The sequence below is a fragment of the Morganella psychrotolerans genome (assembly GCF_001676055.1).
GTDB classification, from domain to species: Bacteria; Pseudomonadota; Gammaproteobacteria; order Enterobacterales; family Enterobacteriaceae; genus Morganella; species Morganella psychrotolerans_B.
This window is the reverse complement of the sequence record NZ_LZEX01000042.1, coordinates 218535-243132: the sequence shown is the minus strand read 5'-3', so window position 1 is coordinate 243132 and position 24598 is coordinate 218535. Positions and strand designations below refer to the sequence as shown.

General features: G+C 50.5%; 21 protein-coding genes. 16 read left to right on the top strand and 5 right to left on the bottom strand.

Features of this window, described 5'->3' with window-relative positions; genetic code table 11:
- Window positions 1-40: 40 nt before the first annotated feature.
- Together AYY17_RS16730 and AYY17_RS16725 are read left to right on the top strand one after the other, a co-directional pair.
- Window positions 41-1306 carry a GntP family permease gene (locus tag AYY17_RS16730; protein WP_067425514.1) on the top strand — a complete coding sequence of 422 codons (1266 nt, stop codon included), beginning with the start codon at window positions 41-43 and terminating at the stop codon, window positions 1304-1306.
- A gap of 10 nt (window positions 1307-1316) precedes the next feature.
- Complete coding sequence (locus AYY17_RS16725; RefSeq protein ID WP_067425511.1) at window positions 1317-2480, top strand: glycerate kinase; 1164 nt, start codon at window positions 1317-1319, stop codon at window positions 2478-2480.
- Between the two features lie 160 nt (window positions 2481-2640).
- On the opposite strand, the gene AYY17_RS16720 is transcribed toward AYY17_RS16725, so the two are convergent.
- Entirely contained in the window at window positions 2641-3471 is an 831-nt protein-coding gene (locus AYY17_RS16720; RefSeq protein WP_156656734.1) for a hypothetical protein, read from the bottom strand.
- A gap of 531 nt (window positions 3472-4002) precedes the next feature.
- Here AYY17_RS16720 and AYY17_RS16715 point away from each other — a divergent pair.
- Genes AYY17_RS16715 through livF form a run of 5 tightly spaced genes read left to right on the top strand, consistent with a single transcriptional unit; the run spans window position 4003 to window position 8836 of the window.
- Window positions 4003-5115: a branched-chain amino acid ABC transporter substrate-binding protein gene (locus tag AYY17_RS16715; RefSeq protein WP_067425505.1), complete on the top strand. Its 1113-nt coding sequence runs from the start codon at window positions 4003-4005 to the stop codon at window positions 5113-5115.
- 46 nt (window positions 5116-5161) lie between these two features.
- Complete coding sequence (livH, locus tag AYY17_RS16710) at window positions 5162-6088, top strand: high-affinity branched-chain amino acid ABC transporter permease LivH (protein ID WP_067425502.1); 927 nt, start codon at window positions 5162-5164, stop codon at window positions 6086-6088.
- Window positions 6085-7368, top strand: a complete 1284-nt coding sequence (locus AYY17_RS16705) for a high-affinity branched-chain amino acid ABC transporter permease LivM (RefSeq protein WP_067425500.1) — start codon at window positions 6085-6087, stop codon at window positions 7366-7368. The genes livH and AYY17_RS16705 overlap by 4 nt, the downstream gene beginning before the upstream one ends.
- Window positions 7365-8135, top strand: a complete 771-nt coding sequence (gene livG / locus AYY17_RS16700) for a high-affinity branched-chain amino acid ABC transporter ATP-binding protein LivG (RefSeq protein ID WP_067401274.1) — start codon at window positions 7365-7367, stop codon at window positions 8133-8135. The genes AYY17_RS16705 and livG overlap by 4 nt, the downstream gene beginning before the upstream one ends.
- Window positions 8135-8836, top strand: a complete 702-nt coding sequence (gene livF / locus AYY17_RS16695; protein ID WP_067425497.1) for a high-affinity branched-chain amino acid ABC transporter ATP-binding protein LivF — start codon at window positions 8135-8137, stop codon at window positions 8834-8836. Before livG ends, livF begins: the two co-directional genes overlap by 1 nt.
- A 6-nt stretch (window positions 8837-8842) precedes the next feature.
- Here the strand turns inward: livF and AYY17_RS16690 are convergent, their stop codons facing one another.
- The 3 genes from AYY17_RS16690 to AYY17_RS16685 form a co-directional block, all read right to left on the bottom strand.
- Window positions 8843-9313: a tetratricopeptide repeat protein gene (locus AYY17_RS16690; protein ID WP_067425494.1), complete on the bottom strand. Its 471-nt coding sequence runs from the start codon at window positions 9311-9313 to the stop codon at window positions 8843-8845.
- Window positions 9297-9536 (bottom strand): tetratricopeptide repeat protein, encoded by a 240-nt coding sequence (locus AYY17_RS21355; protein ID WP_328585545.1) that lies wholly within the window; start codon window positions 9534-9536, stop codon window positions 9297-9299. The genes AYY17_RS16690 and AYY17_RS21355 overlap by 17 nt, the downstream gene beginning before the upstream one ends.
- 248 nt (window positions 9537-9784) lie before the next feature.
- The gene (locus AYY17_RS16685) at window positions 9785-10372 is read right to left on the bottom strand and encodes a glycosyltransferase (RefSeq protein WP_082981432.1); all 588 of its coding nucleotides are present in this window, start codon (window positions 10370-10372) and stop codon (window positions 9785-9787) included.
- Window positions 10373-10707: 335 nt separating this feature from the next.
- Between AYY17_RS16685 and AYY17_RS16680 the strand changes: the two genes are divergently transcribed.
- The 8 genes from AYY17_RS16680 to AYY17_RS16645 all read left to right on the top strand — a co-directional run bounded on the left by AYY17_RS16680 (window position 10708) and on the right by AYY17_RS16645 (window position 21030).
- Window positions 10708-11484, top strand: coding sequence for a tetratricopeptide repeat protein (locus tag AYY17_RS16680; protein ID WP_067425490.1), 777 nt, complete (start codon window positions 10708-10710; stop codon window positions 11482-11484).
- 161 nt (window positions 11485-11645) lie between these two features.
- Window positions 11646-11735 (top strand): K(+)-transporting ATPase subunit F, encoded by a 90-nt coding sequence (gene kdpF, locus AYY17_RS16675; RefSeq protein WP_067366813.1) that lies wholly within the window; start codon window positions 11646-11648, stop codon window positions 11733-11735.
- Window positions 11735-13417 (top strand): potassium-transporting ATPase subunit KdpA, encoded by a 1683-nt coding sequence (gene kdpA / locus AYY17_RS16670; RefSeq protein ID WP_067425487.1) that lies wholly within the window; start codon window positions 11735-11737, stop codon window positions 13415-13417. Before kdpF ends, kdpA begins: the two co-directional genes overlap by 1 nt.
- A 16-nt stretch (window positions 13418-13433) precedes the next feature.
- A complete protein-coding gene (gene kdpB, locus AYY17_RS16665; RefSeq protein ID WP_067425485.1) occupies window positions 13434-15482 on the top strand; it encodes a potassium-transporting ATPase subunit KdpB in 2049 nt (682 codons plus the stop codon).
- Window positions 15483-15491: 9 nt separating this feature from the next.
- On the top strand, window positions 15492-16082 hold the full coding sequence (gene kdpC / locus AYY17_RS16660) for a potassium-transporting ATPase subunit KdpC (protein WP_067425482.1): 591 nt from the start codon (window positions 15492-15494) through the stop codon (window positions 16080-16082).
- A 15-nt stretch (window positions 16083-16097) separates the two neighbouring features.
- Window positions 16098-18785 carry a two-component system sensor histidine kinase KdpD gene (gene kdpD / locus AYY17_RS16655; protein ID WP_067425479.1) on the top strand — a complete coding sequence of 896 codons (2688 nt, stop codon included), beginning with the start codon at window positions 16098-16100 and terminating at the stop codon, window positions 18783-18785.
- Window positions 18782-19465, top strand: a complete 684-nt coding sequence (gene kdpE, locus AYY17_RS16650; protein ID WP_067425476.1) for a two-component system response regulator KdpE — start codon at window positions 18782-18784, stop codon at window positions 19463-19465. Before kdpD ends, kdpE begins: the two co-directional genes overlap by 4 nt.
- Window positions 19466-19689: 224 nt before the next feature.
- Window positions 19690-21030 (top strand): anaerobic C4-dicarboxylate transporter, encoded by a 1341-nt coding sequence (locus AYY17_RS16645; protein WP_067425473.1) that lies wholly within the window; start codon window positions 19690-19692, stop codon window positions 21028-21030.
- A 74-nt stretch (window positions 21031-21104) separates the two neighbouring features.
- Here the strand turns inward: AYY17_RS16645 and AYY17_RS16640 are convergent, their stop codons facing one another.
- Entirely contained in the window at window positions 21105-22670 is a 1566-nt protein-coding gene (locus AYY17_RS16640; protein WP_067425470.1) for a methyl-accepting chemotaxis protein, read from the bottom strand.
- Window positions 22671-23115: 445 nt separating this feature from the next.
- On the opposite strand from AYY17_RS16640, the gene AYY17_RS16630 reads away from it, so the two are divergent.
- Window positions 23116-24585, top strand: a complete 1470-nt coding sequence (locus AYY17_RS16630; protein WP_067425465.1) for an amidohydrolase family protein — start codon at window positions 23116-23118, stop codon at window positions 24583-24585.
- The last annotated feature ends 13 nt before the right edge of the window (window positions 24586-24598 follow it).

Genomic DNA, 24598 nt, shown 5'->3' with positions numbered 1-24598 from the left:
GTTTTATTCAAATAATCATAATTACCGGAGGGGACAGCTCATGGTGACAGTTTCAGCATTGGGCGCAATGGTTGCGCTGGTTGTGGCAATAGGATTAATACTTAAAAAAGTACCGCCGGTTTACGGGATGATGGCGGGCGCACTGGCCGGAGGGCTGGTTGGCGGGGCTGATCTGATACAGACGGTGACGCTGATGGTGACCGGCGCACAGGGCATAACTAATGCTGTGCTGCGTATTCTTGCTGCCGGTATTCTGGCGGGGGTTCTGATTGAGTCAGGTGCGGCAAATACCATTGCCGAAACCATCGTCCGCAAAGTCGGTGAAAAGCGGGCATTGCTGGCATTGGCGGTGGCAACACTGCTGCTGACCGCCGTCGGCGTCTTTATTGATGTCGCGGTAATTACGGTTTCACCGATTGCGCTGGCGATTGCACACCGCGCTGATCTCTCCAAAATGGCGATCCTGCTGGCAATGATTGGCGGCGGGAAAGCCGGTAACGTGATGTCACCAAACCCGAACACTATCGCGGCGGCGGATAACTTTAATGTGCCGCTCACCTCTCTGATGGCAGCAGGGATTGTCCCCGGGATTTTCGGGCTGATTGTTGCGTATTTCCTGGCGAAACGCCTGGTTCACCGTGGCTCAAAAGTGACAAAAGAAGAGTTGATTGTGACGCAGCACGGTGAATTACCGGGTTTCTGGGCATCCATGAGTGCACCGCTGGTCGCGATTTTTCTGCTGTCATTGCGTCCGATTGCGGGTATCAGTGTTGATCCGCTGATCGCACTGCCACTGGGCGGATTAACCGGGGCGCTGATTATGGGGCGCATCCGCCAATCCAATCACTTTATTACTTCTGGTCTGAGCCGTATGGCACCGGTTGCAATTATGCTGCTGGGTACCGGAACACTGGCGGGTATTATCGCCAACTCCGGGTTAAAAGATGTGCTGATTAACGGACTGACCGCCTCGGGATTACCTTCCTATTTGCTGGCACCGATTTCCGGGGCGCTGATGTCAATGGCGACTGCCTCAACAACCGCCGGTACTGCGGTGGCCTCTGCGGTATTCAGCTCCACACTGCTCGACCTTGGTGTGACAGCACTGGCAGGTGCGGCAATGGTACACGCCGGTGCCGTGGTACTTGATCAGATGCCGCACGGCAGTTTCTTCCATGCCACGGGCGGTTGTGTGAATATGCAGGTGCATGAGCGTCTGAAGCTGCTGCCATACGAAACCCTGGTCGGGCTGGTGATAGCGATTGTTTCCACACTGATTTTCGGTGTCTTCGGATTTGGCGGTTAAAGGAGTAAGTATGAAAATAGTGATTGCCCCGGACTCTTTTAAAGAGAGCCTGACCGCCATGCAGGTCGCCGATGCTGTGGAAGCCGGTTTTAAAATTATTTTCCCGGACGCGCAGTACATTAAATTGCCGATGGCGGATGGCGGGGAAGGGACGGTTGTCTCAATGATTGAGGCGACACAGGGAACTTTGAAAGAAGTGACGGTTACTGCGCCGCTGGGTAATAAAGTTACCGCGTTCTACGGGCTGTCCGGTGACGGTAAAACCGCTGTTATTGAAATGGCGGCGGCATCCGGTTTACATCTGGTACCGGCGGCAAAGCGTGATCCGCGTATCACCACAACATTCGGCACCGGGGAACTGATTCTGGCGGCGCTGGATGACGGCGCTGAAAAAATCATCCTCGGGATAGGCGGCAGTGCCACAAATGACGGCGGTGCAGGTATGATGCAGGCGCTGGGCGCGGTATTTCGTGATACTCAGGGCTACTCTTTATCATTTGGCGGCAGTGCACTGGCATCGCTGGCGTCTGTCGATATGCGGGAACTGGACCCGCGCCTGTCACTGACAGAATTTGTCGTTGCCTGTGATGTCAATAATCCGCTGTGCGGACCAAAAGGCGCATCTGCCACTTTCGGGCCGCAAAAAGGGGCAACACCAGCAGTTGTCACTGAGCTGGATGTCGCACTGCACCATTATGGTGAAATCATTGAATCTCTGACCGGAAAATCCGTGATTGATGTCGCGGGAGCCGGTGCGGCAGGCGGTATGGGTGTTCCGCTGATGGCGTGGCTGGATGCTAAAATGCAGCCCGGCATAGAGATGGTTATCGAAACACTGGATCTGCACCGTGTGGTACAGGGCGCTGATCTGGTGATCACCGGTGAAGGGCGCATGGACAGCCAGACCATCCACGGAAAAACCCCGGTGGGTGTGGCGCGGGTGGCAAAAGCCTGCGGCATACCGGTTATCGCACTGGTTGGTGGCATGAGTGATGATTATGCTTGTGTGCATGACCACGGCATTGACGCGGTTTTTTCTGTTGTCCGTGGCATCAGTTCTCAGGAGGACGCACTGGCGCAGGCGGCTCAGAATGTTGAGGTAACTGCCCGTAATGTTGCAGCCACCCTGGCAATAAAAATATCCCCGTCATACTTCAGGATGCCTGGGTGTTGACCGCACTCAGCCCGCCGGGTCACATACTGATGTATGCTCCCCAGCGGTCTTCGCTTGTCGCCTACAGGCATCCCGAATTATTTAGGGGATATACTCTTATTTATTCAAACTGCAGGTTCGTTGGCTGCATCTTGAATGACGTCGGATATAAAATAAAAAATCAGTAATATTCGTAGCGGGATTCCAGTGTGATCCCGCTGCTCTGAATAGCGGCGGAATCCTGTAACTGAATAGCTTTAATCATTGTTTGTAATTCACAGTTTCCGTACTGATCCCATTTAAAGCAGGTATAAGAATAGGCACTTTTGCCCCAGAATGTCGGTAATTTCTGGGTAATATTAATTATCTGCTTCTGATCGTTGTAGGCATATTCCTGCGTCATTATATTTGGCTGATCTTTCTCTGTCAGCAGTCCGTCATCGTTATAACGGTAGATGGTGATCCGCGTTTCATCTCCTTCCGTCTCTTTTTCAGATGCAAGACGGTTTTCGTGATAACGATACCGGGTTTCGGTCTGCCAGGTATCACCTTCCGGTTTAATTTCATACGATTCTGTCAGGCGGGTTATCCGCTGGTCTGCATCCCGCCCGTAGTCCTGGCTGATTATCGTGTTCAACTGGGTATCTTCGGGGGTACTGCTGCTGATTGTGAGCATGACCTGATCCGGAAATCCCGGAACAACATGTGTGTTTTGGGTGATCGGCACCTGTCCCTCCTCCATTGCCATCTCGCGGTATTCATAATCATATTGTGTGAGGGCGGCACAGGAATCGAACTGAATTTTTTCCTTCACCCACAGGATAAGCCCCATGGAGCGGTAAGAGGTGGTACTGATGGATTTAACCGGACCGTGATACGCGGTTCCGGTAACAATAAAGGTATTTTGCTGATTGATCGTGCGTGCGGTTTCATCACACTGAACCGGCGTGGCGGCATTACTGCTCAGCGGGAGCGCAAAAAGGAGTGCGATCATGCTCATCATCTTATTCATGTGGCGGACCATTTCATCAGTACAATTATAAAGGAAAATCCCGAACCGGATAAAATAAAGTAATAAATTGAATTTTATAAAAAATAATATCTACCCAACGTCATTCAAGATGCAGGCAGGCGGCAAGAGAAGACGGTCGGGGAGCATACATCAGTATGTGACCCGGCTGGCTGACCGCAGCCAACGAACCTGCAGTTTGAATGAATAAGGGTATTTCTCGTTTGAATCTAATAACAAATGTCGGACAAAGCTATCGGAATAGTGAGGGAAAATTATTTTTTTACCGGAGAATTTCCGCATTAAGTAGCCCGTAACGAATCATTAACCAGTTTATAACACTGTTGTTAGCCGGAAAAACACCCGATTTTTACCGGATATTATTCTTCATGTGATGCAATTATCTCCCTCTGTGATTTGCTTTTCAGCATAAAAAGCCTGATTAATAACATGAAAATAAAGCATTAATTTATGTAATGCGCGTAATTTACTGATTTTCGGTCACTCAGCAGATAACCGACGGGGATATTTCCGATGAATAAAAAAATTAAAACAGCAATCATTGCCGGGGCAGTCTCTTGTGCACTGAGTGCAACAGTATATGCAGAAGATATCAATGTTGCGGTTGTGGGGGCGATGTCCGGTCCGGTTGCGCAATACGGCGACATGGAATTTACCGGTGCGCGCCAGGCCGTCGAAGATATTAATGCCAAAGGCGGCATCAATGGTAATAAGCTGGTTATCAAAGAATATGATGACGCCTGTGATCCGAAACAGGCAGTTGCGGTTGCCAATAAAGTTATTAATGACGGCATGCGCTATGTTATCGGACACCTCTGCTCCTCTTCAACTCAGCCGGCGTCAGATATTTATGAAGATGAAGGCGTTCTGATGATCACCCCTGCGGCGACCAATGCGGATTTAACCACCCGTGGTTACTCTCTGATAATGCGCACCACAGGGCTGGATTCTGACCAGGGACCGACTGCCGCAAAATACATTATGAATAACATCAAACCTCAGCGCATCGCTGTTGTGCATGACAAACAGCAGTACGGTGAAGGTCTGGCGCGTTCCGTCAAAGAGAGCCTGAACAAAGCCGGTGTGAAAGAGGTGCTGTTTGAAGGTGTGACCGCAGGGGATAAAGATTTCTCCGCGCTGGTTGCCCGCCTGAAAAAAGAGAATGTCGATTTCGTCTATTTCGGCGGCTATTACCCTGAAATGGGACAAATTTTACGCCAGGCAAAACAGAACGGCCTGAATATCCGCTTTATGGGACCGGAAGGCGTGGGGAACTCTTCACTTTCAAATATCGCCGGTGATGCCTCAGAGGGCATGCTGGTAACACTGCCGAAACGCTATGACCAGGTCCCTGCGAACAAACCGGTTGTTGATGCACTGAGTGCGAAAAAGCTGGATGCATCAGGGCCGTTTATCTGGACAACCTATGCGGCACTGCAATCCCTGACTACCGCAATGACCCGCAGCGGCAGTATGGAACCAGCTGATCTCGCGGCTGACCTGAAAGCAAAACCGGTTGAAACGGTGATGGGCGAACTGAACTGGACACCAAACGGCGACCTGAAAGGGTTCGAATTCGGCGTATTTGAGTGGCACAAAGACGGAACATCTTCACCGCTGAACTGATCCGCCGCAGTAACTTATGCAGGCCGTGTATTTCAGGGAGTGCGCTATGTCAGAACAATTATTATATTTTACGCAGCAATTATTGAACGGATTAACGCTGGGAAGCACTTACGCTCTGATCGCTATCGGTTACACGATGGTGTACGGCATTATCGGCATGATCAATTTTGCCCACGGCGAAGTTTATATGATCGGCAGCTACGTCTCGTTTATCGTGATTGCCGGTCTGATGATGCTGGGGATCGATGTCGGCTGGTTGCTGATAACCGCTGCATTTATTACCGCGATTGTGATTTCATCGGCGTATGGCTGGAGTATCGAACGGGTCGCATACCGGCCCGTCCGTCACTCAAAGCGGCTGATTGCGCTGATTTCGGCGATCGGAATGTCCATTTTTCTGCAGAACTTTGTCAGTCTGTCGCAAGGCTCGCGTGATCTCGCGTTGCCCGGGCTGATTGAGGGGCGCTGGACACTGGGTGAAAGCGGCGGATTTGCCGCGACCATCTCTGCTATGCAGATAACTATCTGGGTAGTAACCGTGCTGGCGATGTTGGCGCTGACCTTGTTTATCCGCTACTCCCGCATGGGACGGGCGTGTCGTGCCTGCGCGGAAGATCTGAAAATGGCCGGGTTGCTCGGGATCAATACTGATCGCGTGATAGCGCTGACCTTTGTGATCGGCGCGGCAATGGCGGCGGTCGCCGGGGTTCTGTTAGGGCAATTCTATGGCGTGATCAATCCGTACATTGGTTTTATGGCCGGAATGAAAGCCTTTACTGCTGCGGTTCTCGGCGGGATCGGCAGTATTCCCGGCGCCATGATCGGCGGGTTGATCCTCGGTATTTCTGAAGCGATGACCTCTGCGTATTTCAGTACGGAATACAAAGATGTGGTTTCATTCAGCTTGCTGATTCTTGTGTTGCTGGTGATGCCGACCGGGATCTTAGGGCGTCCGGAGGTTGAAAAAGTATGACAAAATCTCACTGGATAAATGCCATTATCGCCACTGTGACCCTGTTTGTACTGGCCTCGGTTATGATGGGGCTGCAACTGTCACTCGACGGCACACAGCTTGTTGTGCGCAACGCCGACAGTATCCGCTGGGAGTGGATCGGTATTGGCTGTGTGCTTGTCTTTGTTTTTCAGTTGGTGCGCCCGTCACTGAAACAGCTTACGGCACGTCTGCCGAAAAAAAACTGGCTGCTGCCGGACTTTGACGGCTCCACAACGTCCCAAAAAATTATCGCCGGGCTGATTATTGTCGCGGCAATTATCTGGCCGTTTATTGTTTCACGCGGCAGTGTGGACATCGCTACCTTAACACTGATTTATGTGATGCTCGGTCTCGGGCTGAATGTGGTGGTCGGGCTGTCCGGGCTGCTGGTGTTGGGTTACGCAGGTTTCTATGCTATCGGCGCCTACACTTACGGGCTGATGAATCACTATTTCGGCTGGGGATTCTGGCAGAGCCTGCCGCTGGCAGGTATTGTTGCCGCGCTCTCCGGGCTGCTGCTTGGCTTTCCGGTGTTGCGGTTGCGGGGGGATTATCTGGCGATTGTCACTCTCGGATTCGGGGAAATTGTCCGTATTCTGCTGCTGAATAATACCGAATTGACCGGCGGACCGAACGGGATCAGTCAGATCCCTAAACCCACTCTGTTCGGGCTGGAATTTGGCAGAACTGCCAAAGAGGGCGGTTGGGATACCTTTCATAATTTCTTTGGTCTGGCGTATGACCCCGGGGATCGCATTATTTTCCTTTATTTGGTTGCACTGCTGCTGGTGATTATCACCTTATTTATCATCAACAGATTACTGCGTATGCCGATGGGACGTGCGTGGGAAGCGCTGCGCGAAGATGAAATTGCCTGCCGCTCCTTAGGGTTAAGTCCGACACGTATTAAACTGACAGCGTTCACCATCAGCGCCGCCTTTGCCGGTATTGCCGGAACTCTGTTTGCCGCACGTCAGGGATTTATCAGCCCTGAATCTTTCACCTTTGCTGAATCGGCCTTTGTGCTGGCGGTGGTGGTGCTGGGCGGTATGGGATCACAAACCTCTGTTATTCTTGCGGCAGTGATCCTCGTGGTTTCCCGTGAAATGATGCGGGATCTGAATGCCTACAGCATGTTGCTGCTCGGTGCATTGATGGTACTGATGATGGTCTGGCGTCCGCAGGGGTTATTGCCGATGTCACGCCCGCATCTGAAAATCCGTACCGGCTCTGCTGAGAAAACCGGGGGCGCACAATGACAGACACATTATTGCAGGTATCAGACCTGACAATGCGCTTCGGCGGATTGCTGGCAGTAAACCAGGTTTCATTGCACCTGAGTGCGGGCGAAATTGTCTCGCTGATCGGCCCGAATGGTGCCGGGAAAACCACTATTTTCAACTGTTTAACCGGATTTTATAAACCGGCGGGCGGAGAGGTTCTGCTGCGCGGTAAACCGATACAGGGCTTATCCGGGCAGGCTATCGCAAAGCGCGGGATGATCCGTACTTTTCAGCATGTGCGCCTGTTTAAAGAGATGACCGTGATTGAAAATCTGCTGGTGGCGCAGCATCAGCTTCACAAAAGCGGTTTGCTGGCAGGATTGCTGACACTGCCGTCATTCCGCCGGGATCAGCGCGAAGCCATGGAAAATGCCATCGTATGGCTGGAGCGCACCGGACTGACCTCAGTGGCAAACCGTCAGGCGGGAAATCTGGCGTATGGTCAGCAGCGGCGGCTGGAAATTGCCCGCTGTATGGTGACCCGTCCGGATATTCTGATGCTGGATGAACCTGCTGCCGGGCTGAACCCGAAAGAAACAGACGATTTGGATGCACTGATTATTGAGCTGCGCGCAAAGCATAATGTATCGGTGTTGCTGATTGAGCATGATATGAAACTGGTGATGGGGATTTCTGACCGGATCTATGTGGTAAACCAGGGAACACCGCTGGCAAACGGCACACCGGCTGAAATTCGTAATCATCCTGATGTGATCCGCGCGTATTTAGGGGAGGCGTATTAATGCTGGAATTTAATAATGTCAGCGCACAATACGGCAAAATTCAGGCGCTGCATCAGGTCAGTCTGTCAGTTAAAAAAGGGGAAATCGTCACCCTGATTGGTGCTAACGGCGCCGGAAAAACCACACTGCTCAGTACCTTGTGCGGTGAGCCACGGGCAACCGAAGGTGAGATCCGTTATAACAGCGAAGTCATTACTTCTCTGCCGACAGCACAAATTATGCGCAAAGATATTGCGCTGGTGCCGGAAGGTCGGCGGGTTTTCGGGCGCATGACGGTGGAAGAGAATCTGGCAATGGGCGGTTTTTTTGCCACTAAATCACAGTATCAGAGCCGGATAGCACAGGTGTATGAACTCTTCCCACGCCTTCAGGAGCGTCGTCATCAGAGGGCGGGAACTATGTCCGGCGGTGAGCAGCAGATGCTGGCGATAGGGCGCGCACTGATGAGCAGTCCGCAGTTACTGTTACTGGATGAGCCGTCTCTGGGGCTCGCCCCCATCATTATCATGCAGATTTTTGACACTATCCGTGAGTTGCGGGATGCCGGGATGACGATTTTCCTGGTGGAGCAAAATGCAAACCAGGCGCTGAAACTGGCAGACAGAGGCTATGTACTTGAAAACGGGCGGGTGGTACTGGAAGATACCGGTCAGGCGCTATTGGCTAACGAAGCCGTAAGAAGCGCCTATCTGGGCGGTTGAACCGGTTTATTTTACCGAAAAAATCTGACGGAATTTATCGCTCTCTTCTGTCAGATTTTTTGCCCACGGGCAGGCTTCCGGTTCACCGTTATCACATGACGCCTGCATCAGGGATACGCCTTTGTCATAATCCTGCGCCACGCCGTGCCCCTGTAAATACATCATTGAAAGATAGAACTGTGCCGTACCATGTGACTGAAGAGCTGCTTTTTCATAAAAATGGCGGGCAATGGCGCAGTTATCACCTTCGCATCCTTTGCCGCCGTAATACATCAGGCCAAGCTGATAAAGTGCATCAGGCTGATCTTGTGCGGCGGCTTTCTCAAACCAGGTTCTGGCTTTGCTGATATCCTGTTTTACTCCCCAGGCATGCAGATACATCATACCCAGCTGAAATTGCGCAACAGCGACATTTTGGCGGGCCGCTTTTTCAAACCAGTAGCGGGCATGCACAATATTATTATTTTTTTTTATCATTTAAATCAGCTAAATGAAGATAAACATTACCCAGGTTGGTTTGCGCGGGTGCATATTGTTGTGTTGCAGCCTTTTCAAACCAGATTTTCGCCTGCATCAGTGAATCAGGGGATTGGTCGCCAAGCAATAGTAGTTTACCGAGGGCATTTTGCGCATAAGGGTTGTTTTGCTCTGCCGCTTTTCTGTACCAGTACTCCGCCTGCACAGTCTCTTTTTGTGCCAGATATTTATCAGCCAGTTTTATTTGAGCCGTAATATTACCGCTCAGGGCGGCGGCTTCCTGTTGCTTTACCGGGGACGGTTGCGCGTTAAGCGCAGATGTAAAAAAAAAGGGCGGTACAAAATAATCCTGCTGCGATAGCGATTCTCATTGCATATTCCATAAGCATTTTATGAACCAATATATGTCGGGATATATCAGGAAATTTATATCTCTTTGACACATTATGTGAGTCATTATACTTCTGTTATTCATTCGCGTAAAATAATTGGTTCATATAATTGAGAGTAATGCTTACTGGTTCTGTAGTGATTTTTTGCATAAATAACATGATTATCAGCATTATTTCCTGCAAACCGTATTCCGTCATAACAATCTAATTCATTAATCGCATTGGTATAAGCAATGGGTCCGGTTGTCCTGAGTACGCCATACATACCGACACCGTATTTTTCAGGTGTATAATTTTCAATATGTTGAGTAACTCTTTCAACAACATTATTAATATATTTATTGTTTGGTGTCGATAATATATTCCATTGCTGATGCTCCGTTCCTTTTTTTATTTCACTATGAATGCCATAACCTTCATAGGATAGTTCCGGGTGTCCCTGCCATTTGAAAATAACCATTTCATCATCAGGTTGAATGATTTTATTTAATGATATCGTTGTATAGCTTTTTACATCAAAGTAAGCACCACCAAACTCACGGATAATTAAATACCGAAAGTAATCAGCTCTTGCAGCACCATAAACGGGGTTGATGCTGTAGTAGGCATCCATATAACGCTGCTTGTCATTGCCGAATAAAAATAAAAAAAATTTGCTGTTCATCATAAAATCGGTATTCCCAGTCAATGTTATTACACTTTAGTTCTGACATTGCCTGTAATTCATTTTTTGTTGATGATTGTATTCCGAGAGTGTTAATTTGATGAATTATCTTAGGTATCTTCATTTAATTGAAATCCGTTTCAACCTAGCTAAGTAATACTCACATGGTATTTATTTTTGGTGAGAGTCTAAGTTTTAAAATAACATTAATTTCAATAATAACATTGCGATGATCTCGACATTTTACCTATATTTATGTTTCAATTATATTACATGGTGTAATCCGGAGTTATCCGGGTGATTAATATGTTATTAAAGGTTGTACAGGGACAGTAAATATGAAAAACCTTGGCGTTATAGTAAGTATATTTATTTCACTGATATGTATTCCACCGGCGTCGGCAGAGAAAAATTATGACTGGGGTGAGGCTTTATTAGCTGATTCCGCCGGACGTATTGCGCCACCGGATTACCGGGCTATCCGTATTTTATTTCAGCAATCTCTTGATGCCGGCTATATTCCGGCAAACGGAAAATTAGGCGATATTTATCAGCATGGCTATGGTGTGAAAGCCTCACCGGAAAAAGCCTTTAGCTACTATCAGGCGGGTGCTGCCGGTCGTGATGCGTATTCAATGTTTCGTCTGGGCGTGGCGTATGAAGAAGGTGCCGGTACACCGGGCGATGTGGTGAAAGGCCGTCAGTATATCGATGATGCTCTGGCTATTTTTCTGCAACAGGCAGCAGCCGGCGATGCTCAGTCACAGTTTTTTGTCGGTATGCAATATATTGCCGGGCGGTATTTGCCGCAGAGTGATCAAAAAGCACTGGCGCTATTTTTGAAAGCAGCAGAGCAAAACCATCGTGCGAGTCTCCTTGTGATGGGAAAGCATTATAATTCTGAAGTGGACGATATTGGCCAGGCAACGAAATATTATAATAAAGCTATCGTACAGGGTGAGTTTCAGGCATATGTGGATCTCGGTGCGTATTATTTTTATATCGACCCGGTAAAAAGCCGGAAATTCTTTCAGAAAGGGTGTGATCATGACATCGCCCTGGCCTGTAAAAATCTGACTGCGGTTGACGAGTATATTGTCAGACGCACTGAATAATACTGATTTTCCCCCGTCCTTCTGAACCGCCCGGCATATGCTTACCGGGCGGTTTTGTATTTTTACACTTTTTTTATATCTTCCCTCCTGAATTTTGCAACATCTTTGCACCCCGTTTCCTAGACTGCATCCTGAATAACTCACTGGTGTAAGGATTAATTATGAGTCTGGGTTTTATCGCGGGTCTTGCCGGCACGATCCTGCTTTTGGCGTATCTGCTCTATGCCTTAATTAATGCGGAGAAATTCTGATGGCAGCGAATGCATTTTTACTCATTGCCGGGTTTCTGATCGTTTTGCTGATATCGGCAAAATTACTCAGCCATGTCCTGGTGCGCTTTATTGACGGCGCACCTTTGCCGTTTATCGGCAGCGTGGAAAGAACCTTGTGGCGGTTTGCGGGGATCCGCAACGAAGAGATGCGCTGGCAGCGTTATCTGACTGCACTGTTGTTGTTTAATGGTCTTGGTTTGGTTCTGCTGATGGCTATCCTGATGTTACAGGCCGATTTACCGCTTAATCCGCGTCACTTCCCGGGAATGTCATGGGATCTGGCGCTGAATACGGCGGTAAGTTTTGTAACCAATACGAACTGGCAGTCATACAGCGGTGAATCCACCGTCAGCTATTTCAGCCAGATGGCGGGGCTGACCGTGCAGAATTTTCTGTCTGCTGCCACCGGGATTGCGGTCGCCTTTGCGCTGATCCGCGCACTGTGCCGACACAGTGTGCACACTCTCGGTAATGCGTGGGTCGATCTCACCCGGATCACGCTGTGGTTGTTATTACCACTATCGGTCATTATTGCGCTGTTTTTTATCTCTCAGGGTGTTATCCAGAATTTTCATGATTATCAGATGATTATCACCCCTGAAGGCGTACAGCAGATAGTACCGATGGGACCGGTTGCCTCTCAGGAAGCGATCAAACTCCTTGGTACGAATGGTGGCGGTTTCTTTGGTGCGAACTCCGCACATCCGTTTGAAAATCCGACTGCGCTGACTAACTTTGTGCAGATGCTCGCTATCTTTCTGATCCCCGCTGCACTCTGTTTTTCCTTCGGACGCTGTACCGGTAATCCGCGTCAGGGTCTGACTCTGCTGGTCGCAATGAGCATTGTGTTTGTTGCGGCAGCAGCAGCAGTGATGTGGAGTGAAACTCAGGGTAACCCTGCATTTACCGCACTTGGTATCGACAGCGCCATCAATATGGAAGGTAAAGAGGCGCGTTTCGGTATTCTTGCAACCGGATTATTTGTGGCGGTGACGACAGCCGCGTCCTGCGGCGCGGTGAACAGTATGCATGATTCACTGACACCGCTCGGCGGATTGATCCCGCTGTGGCTGATGCAGATTGGCGAGGTGATTTTCGGCGGTGTCGGCGCAGGTTTCTACGGCATGATGCTGTTTGTGTTCCTCGCGGTCTTTATTGCCGGACTGATGATTGGACGCACGCCTGAATATCTCGGTAAAAAAATCGAAGTGCGGGAGATGAAACTGACCGCACTGGCCATCCTGGTTACCCCGGCGTTGGTCTTGCTGGGCACGGCACTGGCGCTGAGTACCGATGCCGGGCGCGGTGCGGTTCTCAATCCGGGCGCCCACGGCTTTACAGAAGTGCTCTATGCGTTGTCATCAGCATCCAACAATAACGGCAGCGCATTCGCCGGGTTAAGCACCAATACCCCGTTCTGGAACCTGTTACTGGCATTTTGTATGTTTGCCGGTCGTTTTGTGGTGATAGCACTGATTATGGCTCTGGCAGGTGCGTTAGTGAGAAAAACAGCTCAGACCGCCGGTGCCGGAACCTTGCCGACAACCGGTGCATTATTTACCGGGTTATTGATTGCTGCGATTTTACTGATCGGCGCGCTGACATTTGTTCCCGCACTGGCGCTTGGTCCGGTGGCGGAATTTCTGGCTGTATTTAAGTGATTGACGGGAGAAGACAATGAGTCGTCAGACACAGCGTTTATTTGAACCAAAGCTGGTAAAACAGGCATTGCCGGAGACATTCAGAAAGTTGTCCCCGGTGGTGCAGTGGCAGAATCCGGTGATGTTTATTGTCTGGTGCGGCAGTCTGTTAACCACACTGCTGGCCGCCGGTATGATGACCGGGCTTTTGCGCGGCAACGGGGCATTCACACTGACTATCGCCCTGTGGTTATGGTTTACCGTATTGTTTGCTAATTTTGCAGAAGCGCTGGCGGAAGGGCGCAGCAGAGCGCAGGCGGACAGCCTGAAAGGCATGAAAAAAACCAGCCGGGCACGGCGTCTGCGTTCCGCTGAGCGTGACAGCGAATATGAAACTGTCGCGGCAGATACCTTACGCAAAGGGGATCTGGTGCTGGTGGAAGCCGGGGATCTGATCCCGTGTGACGCGACAGTACTGGAGGGCGGTGCATCCGTGGATGAGAGTGCGATCACCGGCGAATCTGCGCCGGTGATCCGCGAGTCCGGCGGGGATTTTTCCTCTGTCACCGGCGGTACGCGGATCTTATCGGACTGGCTTATCATTGAGTGCAGCGCAAACCCGGGAGACAGTTTTCTGGATCGCATGATAAGCATGGTGGAAGGCGCGAAGCGCAGTAAAACGCCGAATGAAATCGCCCTGACTATCTTGTTGTCGGCACTGAGTATTGTTTTCTTGCTGGCGGTGGCAACACTGTGGCCGTTTACAGAGTTCGCCGGTCATGCAGTCAGCCTCACCGTGATGATTGCGCTGTTGGTGTGTCTGATCCCGACCACTATCAGCGGCCTGTTGTCTGCCATTGGTGTGGCGGGGATGAGCCGGATGCTGGCCGCGAATGTCATTGCCACCAGCGGGCGTGCCGTGGAAGCGGCAGGGGATGTGGATGTGCTGCTGCTGGATAAAACCGGGACTATTACCCTGGGAAACCGTCAGGCATCCGATTTTCTGGCAGCCCCGGGCGTGGATGAACGCACACTGGCGGATGCGGCGCAACTGGCATCACTGGCAGATGAAACCCCGGAAGGGCGCAGTATTGTGGTACTGGCAAAGCAGCGTTTTAATATGCGGGCGCGTGATCTTGCCGGTCTGAAAGCCACCTTTATTCCGTTTACCGCACAAACGCGCATGAGCGGGATCAATGTGGACGGACGGACTATCCGCAAAGGCTCTGTAGATGCTATCCGCCGCTATATTGAGGTCAATCACGGCCAATTCCCGGCGCAGGTCGATAAACTGGTGGAAGAGGTTGCACGCCAGGGCGGCACGCCGCTGGTGGTGGCTGAAGAGCACCGCGTGCTGGGCGTTATCGCACTGAAAGATATCGTTAAAGGCGGGATCCGCGAACGCTTTGCACAATTGCGCCAGATGGGGATCAAAACCGTGATGATCACCGGTGACAACCGGCTGACGGCGGCGGCGATTGCGGCAGAAGCGGGTGTGGATGATTTTCTGGCGCAGGCCACGCCGGAAGCCAAACTGGCATTGATCCGCCAGTATCAGAAAGAAGGGCGCCTGGTGGCAATGACCGGGGACGGTACCAATGATGCCCCGGCACTGGCGCAGGCCGATGTGGCAGTTGCCATGAACTCGGGCACACAGGCTGCAAAAGAAGCCGGCAACATGGTGGATCTGGACTCCAATCCGACCAAACTGATCGAAGTGGTTCACATTGGTAAGCAGATGCTGATGACGCGCGGGTCGCTGACAACATTCAGTATTGCCAATGATATCGCCAAGTATTTTGCCATTATCCCGGCAGCATTTGCGGTGACCTATCCGCAGCTGGATGCGCTCAATATTATGCGGCTGCATTCACCGGATTCAGCAATATTAAGCGCAGTTATCTTCAACGCCCTGATTATTATCGGCCTGATCCCGCTGGCACTGAAAGGTGTGCCGTATCACGCCCTGAGTGCGGCGGCAATGCTGCGCCGCAATCTGTGGATCTATGGAACGGGCGGGTTAATCGTGCCATTTATCGGCATTAAATTGATTGATATGTTACTGACCCTGACAGGGTTAGTATAAGGATATGCAATGAGTCAGATACGTCCTGCAATCGTTATTTTTCTGGTTCTGGCGCTGGTTACCGGGGTATTTTATCCGCTGTTAACCACGACGCTGGGTGAGTGGTGGTTTGCCCGCCAGGCAAACGGCTCTCTGATTGAGGTCAATGGTGAAGTAAAGGGCTCGGCGCTGATTGGTCAGCAATTTACACAGCCCGGTTATTTTCACGGGCGTCCGTCAGAAACGGCGGGCACACCTTATAACGCCGAAAGTTCCGGCGGCAGTAATCTGAGCACCGGTAATCCGGTACTGTTACAGCGCGTGGCACAGCGGGCAGAGGCATTACGGGCAGAAAACCCGGATGCTTCCCGTACCGTTCCTGTTGATCTGGTTACGGCCTCTGCCAGCGGACTGGATCCGGATATTTCGCCGCAGGCAGCATACTGGCAGGCTCCGCGTGTTGCCGGTGCGCGCGCAATGAGTGTGCCGGAGGTCAACGAATTGATCAGTGAAAATATCACCACACCGGTTCCTGCATTCACCGGCGAACCGGTTGTGAATGTGCTGGAACTGAACCTGGCATTGGATGCACACACCGCAGCGCGTGCGCGCCTGAATTAACAGAAGGACATCTTTATGCATGACGAGCCACTGCGTCCCGATCCTGATCAGTTATTGGCTCAGGTGACAGAGCGTCCGCGCGGGAAGCTGAAGATTTTCTTCGGTGCCTGCGCGGGGGTAGGGAAAACTTATGCCATGTTGCAGGAGGCGCAGCGGCTGCATGAACAAGGTGTTGATGTGCTCGCCGGTGTGGTTGAAACCCACGGGCGGCAGGAAACAGCCGCACTGCTGGCGGGGTTGCGGCTGCTGCCGCTGAAAAAATATCAGTACCGCGGGCGGCAGGTCAGCGGGTTTGATCTGGATCGCGCCCTTGCTCTGCATCCGGCGGTGATCTTAATGGATGAGCTGGCACACACAAACATTCCGGGCTCCCGGCACCCGAAACGCTGGCAGGATGTGGAAGAGCTGCTCAATGCCGGGATTGATGTACTCACCACGATCAATGTGCAGCATCTGGAAAGTCTCAATGATATTGTCGGCGGCGTCACCGGGGTTATTGTCCGTGAAACGGTGCCGGATCCGGTTTTTGATGGCGCTGATGAAATCGTTCTGGTGGATTTGACCCCTGACGATCTTCTCACCCGTCTGCGGGAAGGGAAAGTCTATCTTCCCGCGCAGGCGGAGCGGGCTATCGAGCACTTTTTCCGCAAAGGCAACCTGATCGCCCTGCGTGAGCTGGCATTGCGCCGGACAACGGATCGCGTTGATGAGCAGATGCAGGCCTGGCGCGAGCGCCAGGGGCAGGAAAAAGTCTGGCATACCCGCGATGCGATTTTAGTCTGTCTGCGCCCGGCGGGTGCCAATGAAAAATTGATCCGCGCCGCCGCACGGCTGGCGGCTAAACTGGGCAGTGACTGGCACGCCATTTTTGTCGAAACCTCTGCCCGCCATAAACTGCCCGCACAGCAACGGCGCGGGATCCTCAATGCCCTGTCACTGGCTCAGCAACTGGGGGCAACGACAGCGACACTGGCTGAACCGGATGAGAGCCGGGCGGTGATCCGCTATGCACGGGAAAATAATCTCGGCAAAGTCATGATCGGGCGGTACATCCGCAAACACTGGTGGCAGCAGGATAAACTACAGGATCAACTCAGCCGCCTGGCCGCTGATCTTGATGTGGTTATGATAGCCCCGCAGGACAGACAGCCGGACAATCAGAGTAAATACAGTGATAACCGTCCGTTTCTGGATAAACATAAAACCGATTTACAGGGCTGTATTGCTGCAGCACTGATTTGTGCCGTCACCACACTGCTGGCACATCACTGGCTGATGGCGTTTGATAACGCCAATCTGGTGATGCTTTATATCCTGGGTGTGGTGGTTGTGGCGCGTTTTTACGGGCGCTGGCCATCAGTATTTGCCACTGTGATTAATGTGGTCAGTTTTGATTTATTCCTGATCAACCCGAAGGGCACTCTGGCAGTGTCTGATATGCAGTATCTGCTCACCTTTGCCGTCATGATGACAGTCGGGCTGGTGATCGGCAGCCTGACGGCAGGTGTACGCTACCAGGCGAGGGTGGCGCGTTACCGCGAGCAGCGCACCTATCATCTGTATGAGATGTCAAAAGCGCTGGCAACAGCACGTGAGCGTGATGAAATCGCCGCTGTCAGCTGTCACTTTATCAGCCACAGCTTCCACGCCCGCTGTGAAATTCTGCTGCCGGATGCACAGGGGAATCTGACCCCCGCCGGGGTAAGACCGGGCGCTATTGCCTGGGATGAAGCGATCACCCGCTGGAGTTATGACAAAGGACAGCCCGCCGGATGCGGCACCGGTACACTGCCCGGAGTGCCGTATCAGATCCTGCCGCTCAGCACGACAGAGAAAGTGCTCGGGGTTATCATTGTTGAGCCGTATAACCGCCGTCAGTTGCAGATCCCTGAACAACAAAGGCTGCTGGAGACGCTGATCCTGCTGGCGGCTGGTGCCCTGGAACGGCAGTCTCTGACGGAAAGTGAAGAACAGGCACGTCTGTTCAGTGAGCGGGAGCAGATACGTAACTCGTTGCTGGCGGCGCTGTCCCATGATTTACGGACACCGCTGACCGTTCTGTTTGGTCAGGCGGAAATTCTGACACTTGATCTGACCAGCGAAGGATCGAAATATGCCTCACAGGCGATGGAGATCCGCCAGCATATTCTCAGCACCACGCGGCTGGTGAATAATCTGCTGGATATGGCACGGATCCAGTCAGGAGGTTTTAATCTTAATAAAGAGTGGCTGCCGCTGGAAGAGGTGATCGGCAGCGCACTGATGATGCTCAAACCACGATTTAATACAGATGAGATTGAAATAGATCTCAATGATCCGATGCAGCTTATCTGTGCGGATGGTCCGCTGTTTGAGCGCGTTTTAATTAATCTGCTGGAAAATGCTATTAAATACGCCGGTATTCAGGCGCAGATCGGCATTCGCTCCCGTGTGTCGGAAAACAGCATCGATATAGAAGTGTGGGATAACGGTCCCGGCATTCCGGCGGGGCAGGAAGCACGGATTTTTGATAAATTTTCCCGCGGACAGAAAGAGTCGGCTATCCCGGGAGTTGGCCTCGGACTGGCGATTTGTCAGGCGATTGTTGATGTTCACGGCGGCACTATTTGCGCCGGAAACCGGGAGGGGGGTGGCGCAAGTTTCCATATACGTTTACCCTGTAAAGACCCGCCAATTATTGATGAGGCTGATAACCCATTGTGATCACCGTTTTAATTGTTGAAGATGAAAAAGGGATCCGCCGCCTGCTGCGTACTGCGCTGGAAGGGGATTCTCTGCGCGTTTTTGAAGCTGAAAATTTGGCCCGCGGGCTGGTGGAAGCGGCGACCCGTAAACCGGATTTGGTGATCCTCGACCTGGGCTTACCGGATGGTGACGGCATTCATTTTATACAACAATTTCGCCAGTGGAGTACGGTTCCTCTGCTGATCCTTTCTGCCCGCGACGATGAGCATGATAAGATAGCCGCTCTCGATGCCGGGGCCGATGACTATATGACCAAACCCTTTGGTGTCGGTGAGTTACAGGCGCGTTTGCGTGTTCTGATGCGCCGTTATCAGGGCAGTGAAAAAAATGATCCAATTTATGAATTCGGGGATATCCGCGTGGATATTGCCGGACGTCAAATCAGCAAATCCGGGGAAGAAGTGCATCTGACCCCGATTGAATTCCGCCTGCTGACCATTCTTATCAGCCACAGCGGCAAAGTGCTGACCCAGCGTTTTCTGCTCAATGAAGTGTGGGGCCCGAATTCCGTTGAACATGCGCATTATCTGCGTATTTATATGGGCCATCTGCGTCAGAAGCTGGAAACTGATCCGGCCCGTCCTCTGCATTTTCTTACTGAAACCGGTATAGGTTATCGCTTTATATCCGCATCATAAATACATTTATTTTGCTGATTCTTTTACCTTCCTCACTGTTATGAGAAAACTGTTATGTTTTCCGTCAGATAACATCGTTTATATCAAAAAATAGTCATTTAGTGCGCCCTATAGTAAATCCATGAGTGTCAGACCAACGGATTTTTAAATGTCTGTACCCGACGTCATTCAGATCGCAGGCGGGCTTGTAGTTTGAATGAATAAGGGTCTAAAAGGAGTTAGTTATGGATTTTGTTATCCAGCTTATCGTGGTGTTGATCTGTCTGTTTTACGGTGCACGAAAAGGGGGGATCGCGCTTGGGTTATTAGGCGGGATTGGTTTGGTTATCCTGGTCTTTGTTTTCCATCTCAAACCGGGAAAACCCCCGGTGGATGTTATGCTGGTAATTATTGCGGTTGTTGCAGCTTCCGCGACATTACAGGCGTCCGGCGGGCTGGATGTGATGCTCCAGATTGCTGAACGGCTGCTCAGACGTAACCCTAAGTATGTCTCAATTGTGGCACCCTTTGTTACCTGCCTGCTGACCATTTTGTGCGGTACAGGGCATGTCGTATATACCATTTTGCCGATTATTTATGATGTGGCGATTAAAAATAATATCCGTCCGGAAAGACCGATGGCGGCCAGTACGATAGGTTCCCAGATGGGAATAATCGCAAGCCCGGTGTCTGTCGCGGTGGTGTCATTAGTGGCGATGCTGGGGGATGTGACATTAAACGGAAAACATCTCGGGTTTGTTGATTTACTGGCGATTACTATTCCGTCGACACTGATCGGAATATTATGTATCGGGATATTCAGCTGGTTCCGTGGTAAGGACTTAGATAAAGACCCGGAGTTTCAGGAATTTATTTCCAAGCCTGAAAATAAAGAATATGTGTACGGCGATACCGTTACCCTGCTGGATAAAAAATTACCCCGCAGCAACTGGTTAGCGATGTGGATCTTTTTATCCTCTATTGCGGCAGTGGCGCTGATGGGTGCATTTCCTGAATTACGACCTGTATTTGACGGAAAACCGCTCTCGATGGTACTGGTTATTCAAATCTTTATGCTGTTTGCCGGTGCGCTGATTATTATTTTCACCAAAACCAAACCTGCGTCTATTTCAAAAAATGAAGTATTCCGCTCAGGGATGATTGCGATTGTGGCGGTCTACGGTATTGCGTGGATGGCTGAAACTATGTTCGGCGCGCATCTGGATCAGATAAAAACAGTATTAGGTTCTCTGGTCACTGAATACCCGTGGGCATACGCGATTGTGTTGTTGCTGGTATCAAAGTTTGTAAACTCCCAGGCCGCGGCACTGGCGGCAATTGTCCCTGTCGCGCTGGCGATTGGTGTGAATCCGGCATATATCGTGGCATCAGCCCCGGCCTGTTACGGTTACTATATTCTGCCGACTTACCCGAGTGATCTCGCCGCTATCCAGTTTGACCGCTCCGGTACCACAAAAATAGGGCGGTTTGTGATTAACCACAGCTTTATTTTCCCGGGCTTGATTGGCGTGGGTGTTTCCTGTGTCTTTGGCTGGGTTTTTGCCGCAATGTACGGATTCTTGTGATTTTGATTTATAACTTACTGATAACGGACAGATTTGTCCGTTATCAGTAGTATTATGCATTTATTATATGATAGTTAAGCGCTTGTCTTCTGTGTTGTTCCTATCCGGAACACACCAACCATTTCATTGAGTGTACCGGCCTGATCGTTGAGTGCGGAAGCTGCTGCAACGGATTGTTCAACCAGCGTCGCATTCTGCTGCGTTGCTGAATCAATCAGTCCGATAGCACTGTTTATCTGCGTTATTCCGTCGGTCTGCTCGTGGCTGGCGTGCCCTATCTCATGCAGTAATGCATCCATCTGACTGACATTAGTGACGATCCCGCGTAATGATTCAGCGGCATCCTCCACCAGTTTCAGCCCTTCCTGTGTTTGTCCGGCTGAATTTTCAATCAATGAACGGATCTCACTGGCTGAATCTGCACTGCGCTGTGCCAACAGACGCACTTCACCGGCTACAACGGCAAAACCGCGTCCGTGCTCACCGGCGCGGGCAGCTTCGACGGCGGCATTCAGTGCCAGAATATTGGTCTGGAAGGCAATGGAATCAATCAGATTGATGATGTCAGACATTTTGGTGGCAGTGGCATTGATAGTGCGGATTTTTTCTGTCATCTGCTGCATCATTTCGCCATTGTGTTTTACCACTCCGGCGGTATTTGCCGACAGCGCTGTTGCTTTCTGTGTATTGGCGGCGGTGTTTTTGACGGTTGCGGTTATTTGCTCCATTGAGGCCGCAGTTTCTTCCACCGAGCCCGCCTGTTCTTCTGTGCGCGCTGCCAGATTCTGGTTACCGGCCATAATCTGCTCTGCGGTGGCAGACAAACTTTCAGAGCCGTTTTTCACTTCACGGACAATGTCCTGAAGATGTGACTGCATTTCAGACAGCGCCAGTAGCAGCACGCCGGTTTCATCTTTATGCGTGGTGTTTATATGCTGTGTCAGATCACCCTTTGCAATTGCCCTGGCAAAGCGAACGGCTTCATCAAGCGGACCGGTAATGGTACGGACAATAATTCTGGCGAGTACGACACTGATAATAATACTGATGGCAGTCAGTGTGAGCAGCAGAGCGCGGTTGGTTTTAAAATTACTTTCCAGCTGGCTTCCCGCACTTTTCATATGGTTATCCTGTAGTGCAATCAGCTGCATTACATTCTCGCGGTATGCCTGCTGGATCCCCGCAGTGGTATTGAGCATTTCATTGATAGCCGCCTGACTATCATCATTTTGCATATATTGTGTCATCCGGCGCTGCGAACTGAGGTATTGCTGGCGAACGGAACGGATCTCTTTAAGGATGCTCTGAGAGGTTTCATCTTTGAGTTGCTCACCCAGTTCATCAAGTATCAGGGTGATTTTTTTACTGGTTTCAGATGCACCGGCTGCCATCTGCCGGATCTGCGGGTTCTTGTCGTCCAGTAGTCTGAGCTGCTGAATTCCCACAAAATCATGAAAATAATCAATCAATAAGTTCGCTTTTACGGTCACCGGATAGTCATTTTCAAGAATATCACTGATGCCATTATCTGCCTTATTCAGGCTGATGATTGAGAGAGTGGCGCTGATAATCATCAGCAATATTGAAAAACCAAAAGCCACAAAGAGTTTCGTACTGATCTTAATGCTGTGCAAAAGCATCGTTCCTCCGGGTACTCGTTAAATGACTTATTATCGGTAATCATATTGGAAACTTTATAAATTAATTAAATTTACTTATAACGCGCACTGATATTGACAGAAATATTATGTCTTCAGCAGTTCTGTCTTTGTTTTAAAGCGTAATCAGTGATGTTAAAGGTGGAATAATTCTCATTTATTGATATTTAGTGCTGAATTTTTGTGTCCCGGTGATATTAAAAAAACACGGATTATTCTGTTTCTGTCTTCGTTCGTTCATAATAAAAAAAGTTTATTTTTCTGAAAAATAAGCATTATTTTCATTTTTTTTTCATAAACAGAAAGCGCTAATACTCTCATTTTGGTATAAAAAATAAATTTTATGCTGATAATTTCTTTGTTGATTTTACAACCGGATTGTAATGTACTTGTCAGTACATTCTTGGTGTCAACCAGAGAGACAATTATGGAAAATAATAAAAAAATTATTCGCGGCGGAACCTTCATTACGATGGATGAATCATCCGGCGATATTGTGAACGGGGCGCTGCTGATTGAAGGCAACCGGATAAGCGCAGTCAGTGCGGATATACATGCGTTTGATGCACATACCGACGCTGATATTATTGATGCGCAAGGCGCTGTTGTTACCCCGGGGATGGTCGATGCGCACCGTCATAACTGGATGGCGCTGTTCCGTGGTGTTTCTGTTGACGAATCTCTGCCGGCATTTCTTATCAATACATTCCATACATTTGGCGCTCTTATGACTGCGGACAATATGTATGCCGCCGTTCTGAACGGAAACGTCAGCGCACTGAATGCCGGAACCACAACGGTTTACGAGGTGAATGATTGTGTCAATTCACCAGAACACGCCGCCAATGCGGTTCAGGCGATGAAAGACAGTGGTATTCGCGGCGTATATGGCTACGGCATGCAGGTGTATGACTTTAAACCCGTCGGGTTTGCCTCTATGGATGCACGCCGCGCCTGTGCCCGTGAGATTTCAGACACACTGTTCAGCGGACAAGATCGTCTGGAACCCGGTATGCTGCTGTCAGATCCCGGAACGGTTCCGTTTGCGGAGTTCGCGGCACAAATCCGCCTGGCGGATGGCATCGGACTGAAATCAGCGACACACACCGGGGCTGCCAAAACATCCGTATTATTGCGCGGATTGCGGGAACTGGATGACCACGGTTTATTACTGCCCGGGCATATTCATGCGCACAGTAACGGGCTGACCGGAGAAGACTGGAAACTGATCGCCAAAAGCGGCGGTCATGTGGCGAGCACGCCATCCAGCGAGTTACAAATGGGTATGGGGTTCCTGCCTTATCAGCCGTGTGTTGAGTTTGGCATTCCGTTTGCGCTGGGAACTGATTTTGTCGGTGTGACAACGGACGATTTGTTTACACAGATGAATATGGCACTGCAAATTGAGCGCGCACTGGCAAATGACAAGGTTCATCAGCGCGATACGATGCCGTTTGAAATTACGCCGACCGTGCGTGAAGCGCTGCGCTGGGCAACACTCGGCGGGGCGGAAGTTCTGGGGTTACAGGATGAAATCGGTTCACTGACCGCGGGGAAAAAAGCCGACATTATTATTATCCGTCATAAAGACGGGTTTGCGCCGGCAATGCACCCGGTGGGCAGTGTGGTACAAATGACGCACGCCAATGATGTGGATACGGTGATTGCCGACGGCGTGATTCGCAAGCGCCACGGACAGTCAGACGGCTTTGATACCGCGAAGATTGTGCATCTGTCACAGGTTGCGCTGGCAGAGCTGGAACCAAAAATCAAAAAACTGAATATCCTTGATGCTGAGGCAGTGGAAAAATTCTTCCGCATAGGTGAACGCATGGCATCCTTCCATTTTTCACAGGCATACAGTGAGGAGTTTTTTGCGCAGGCAATGAAGTCGTAATTTGTATTTATGT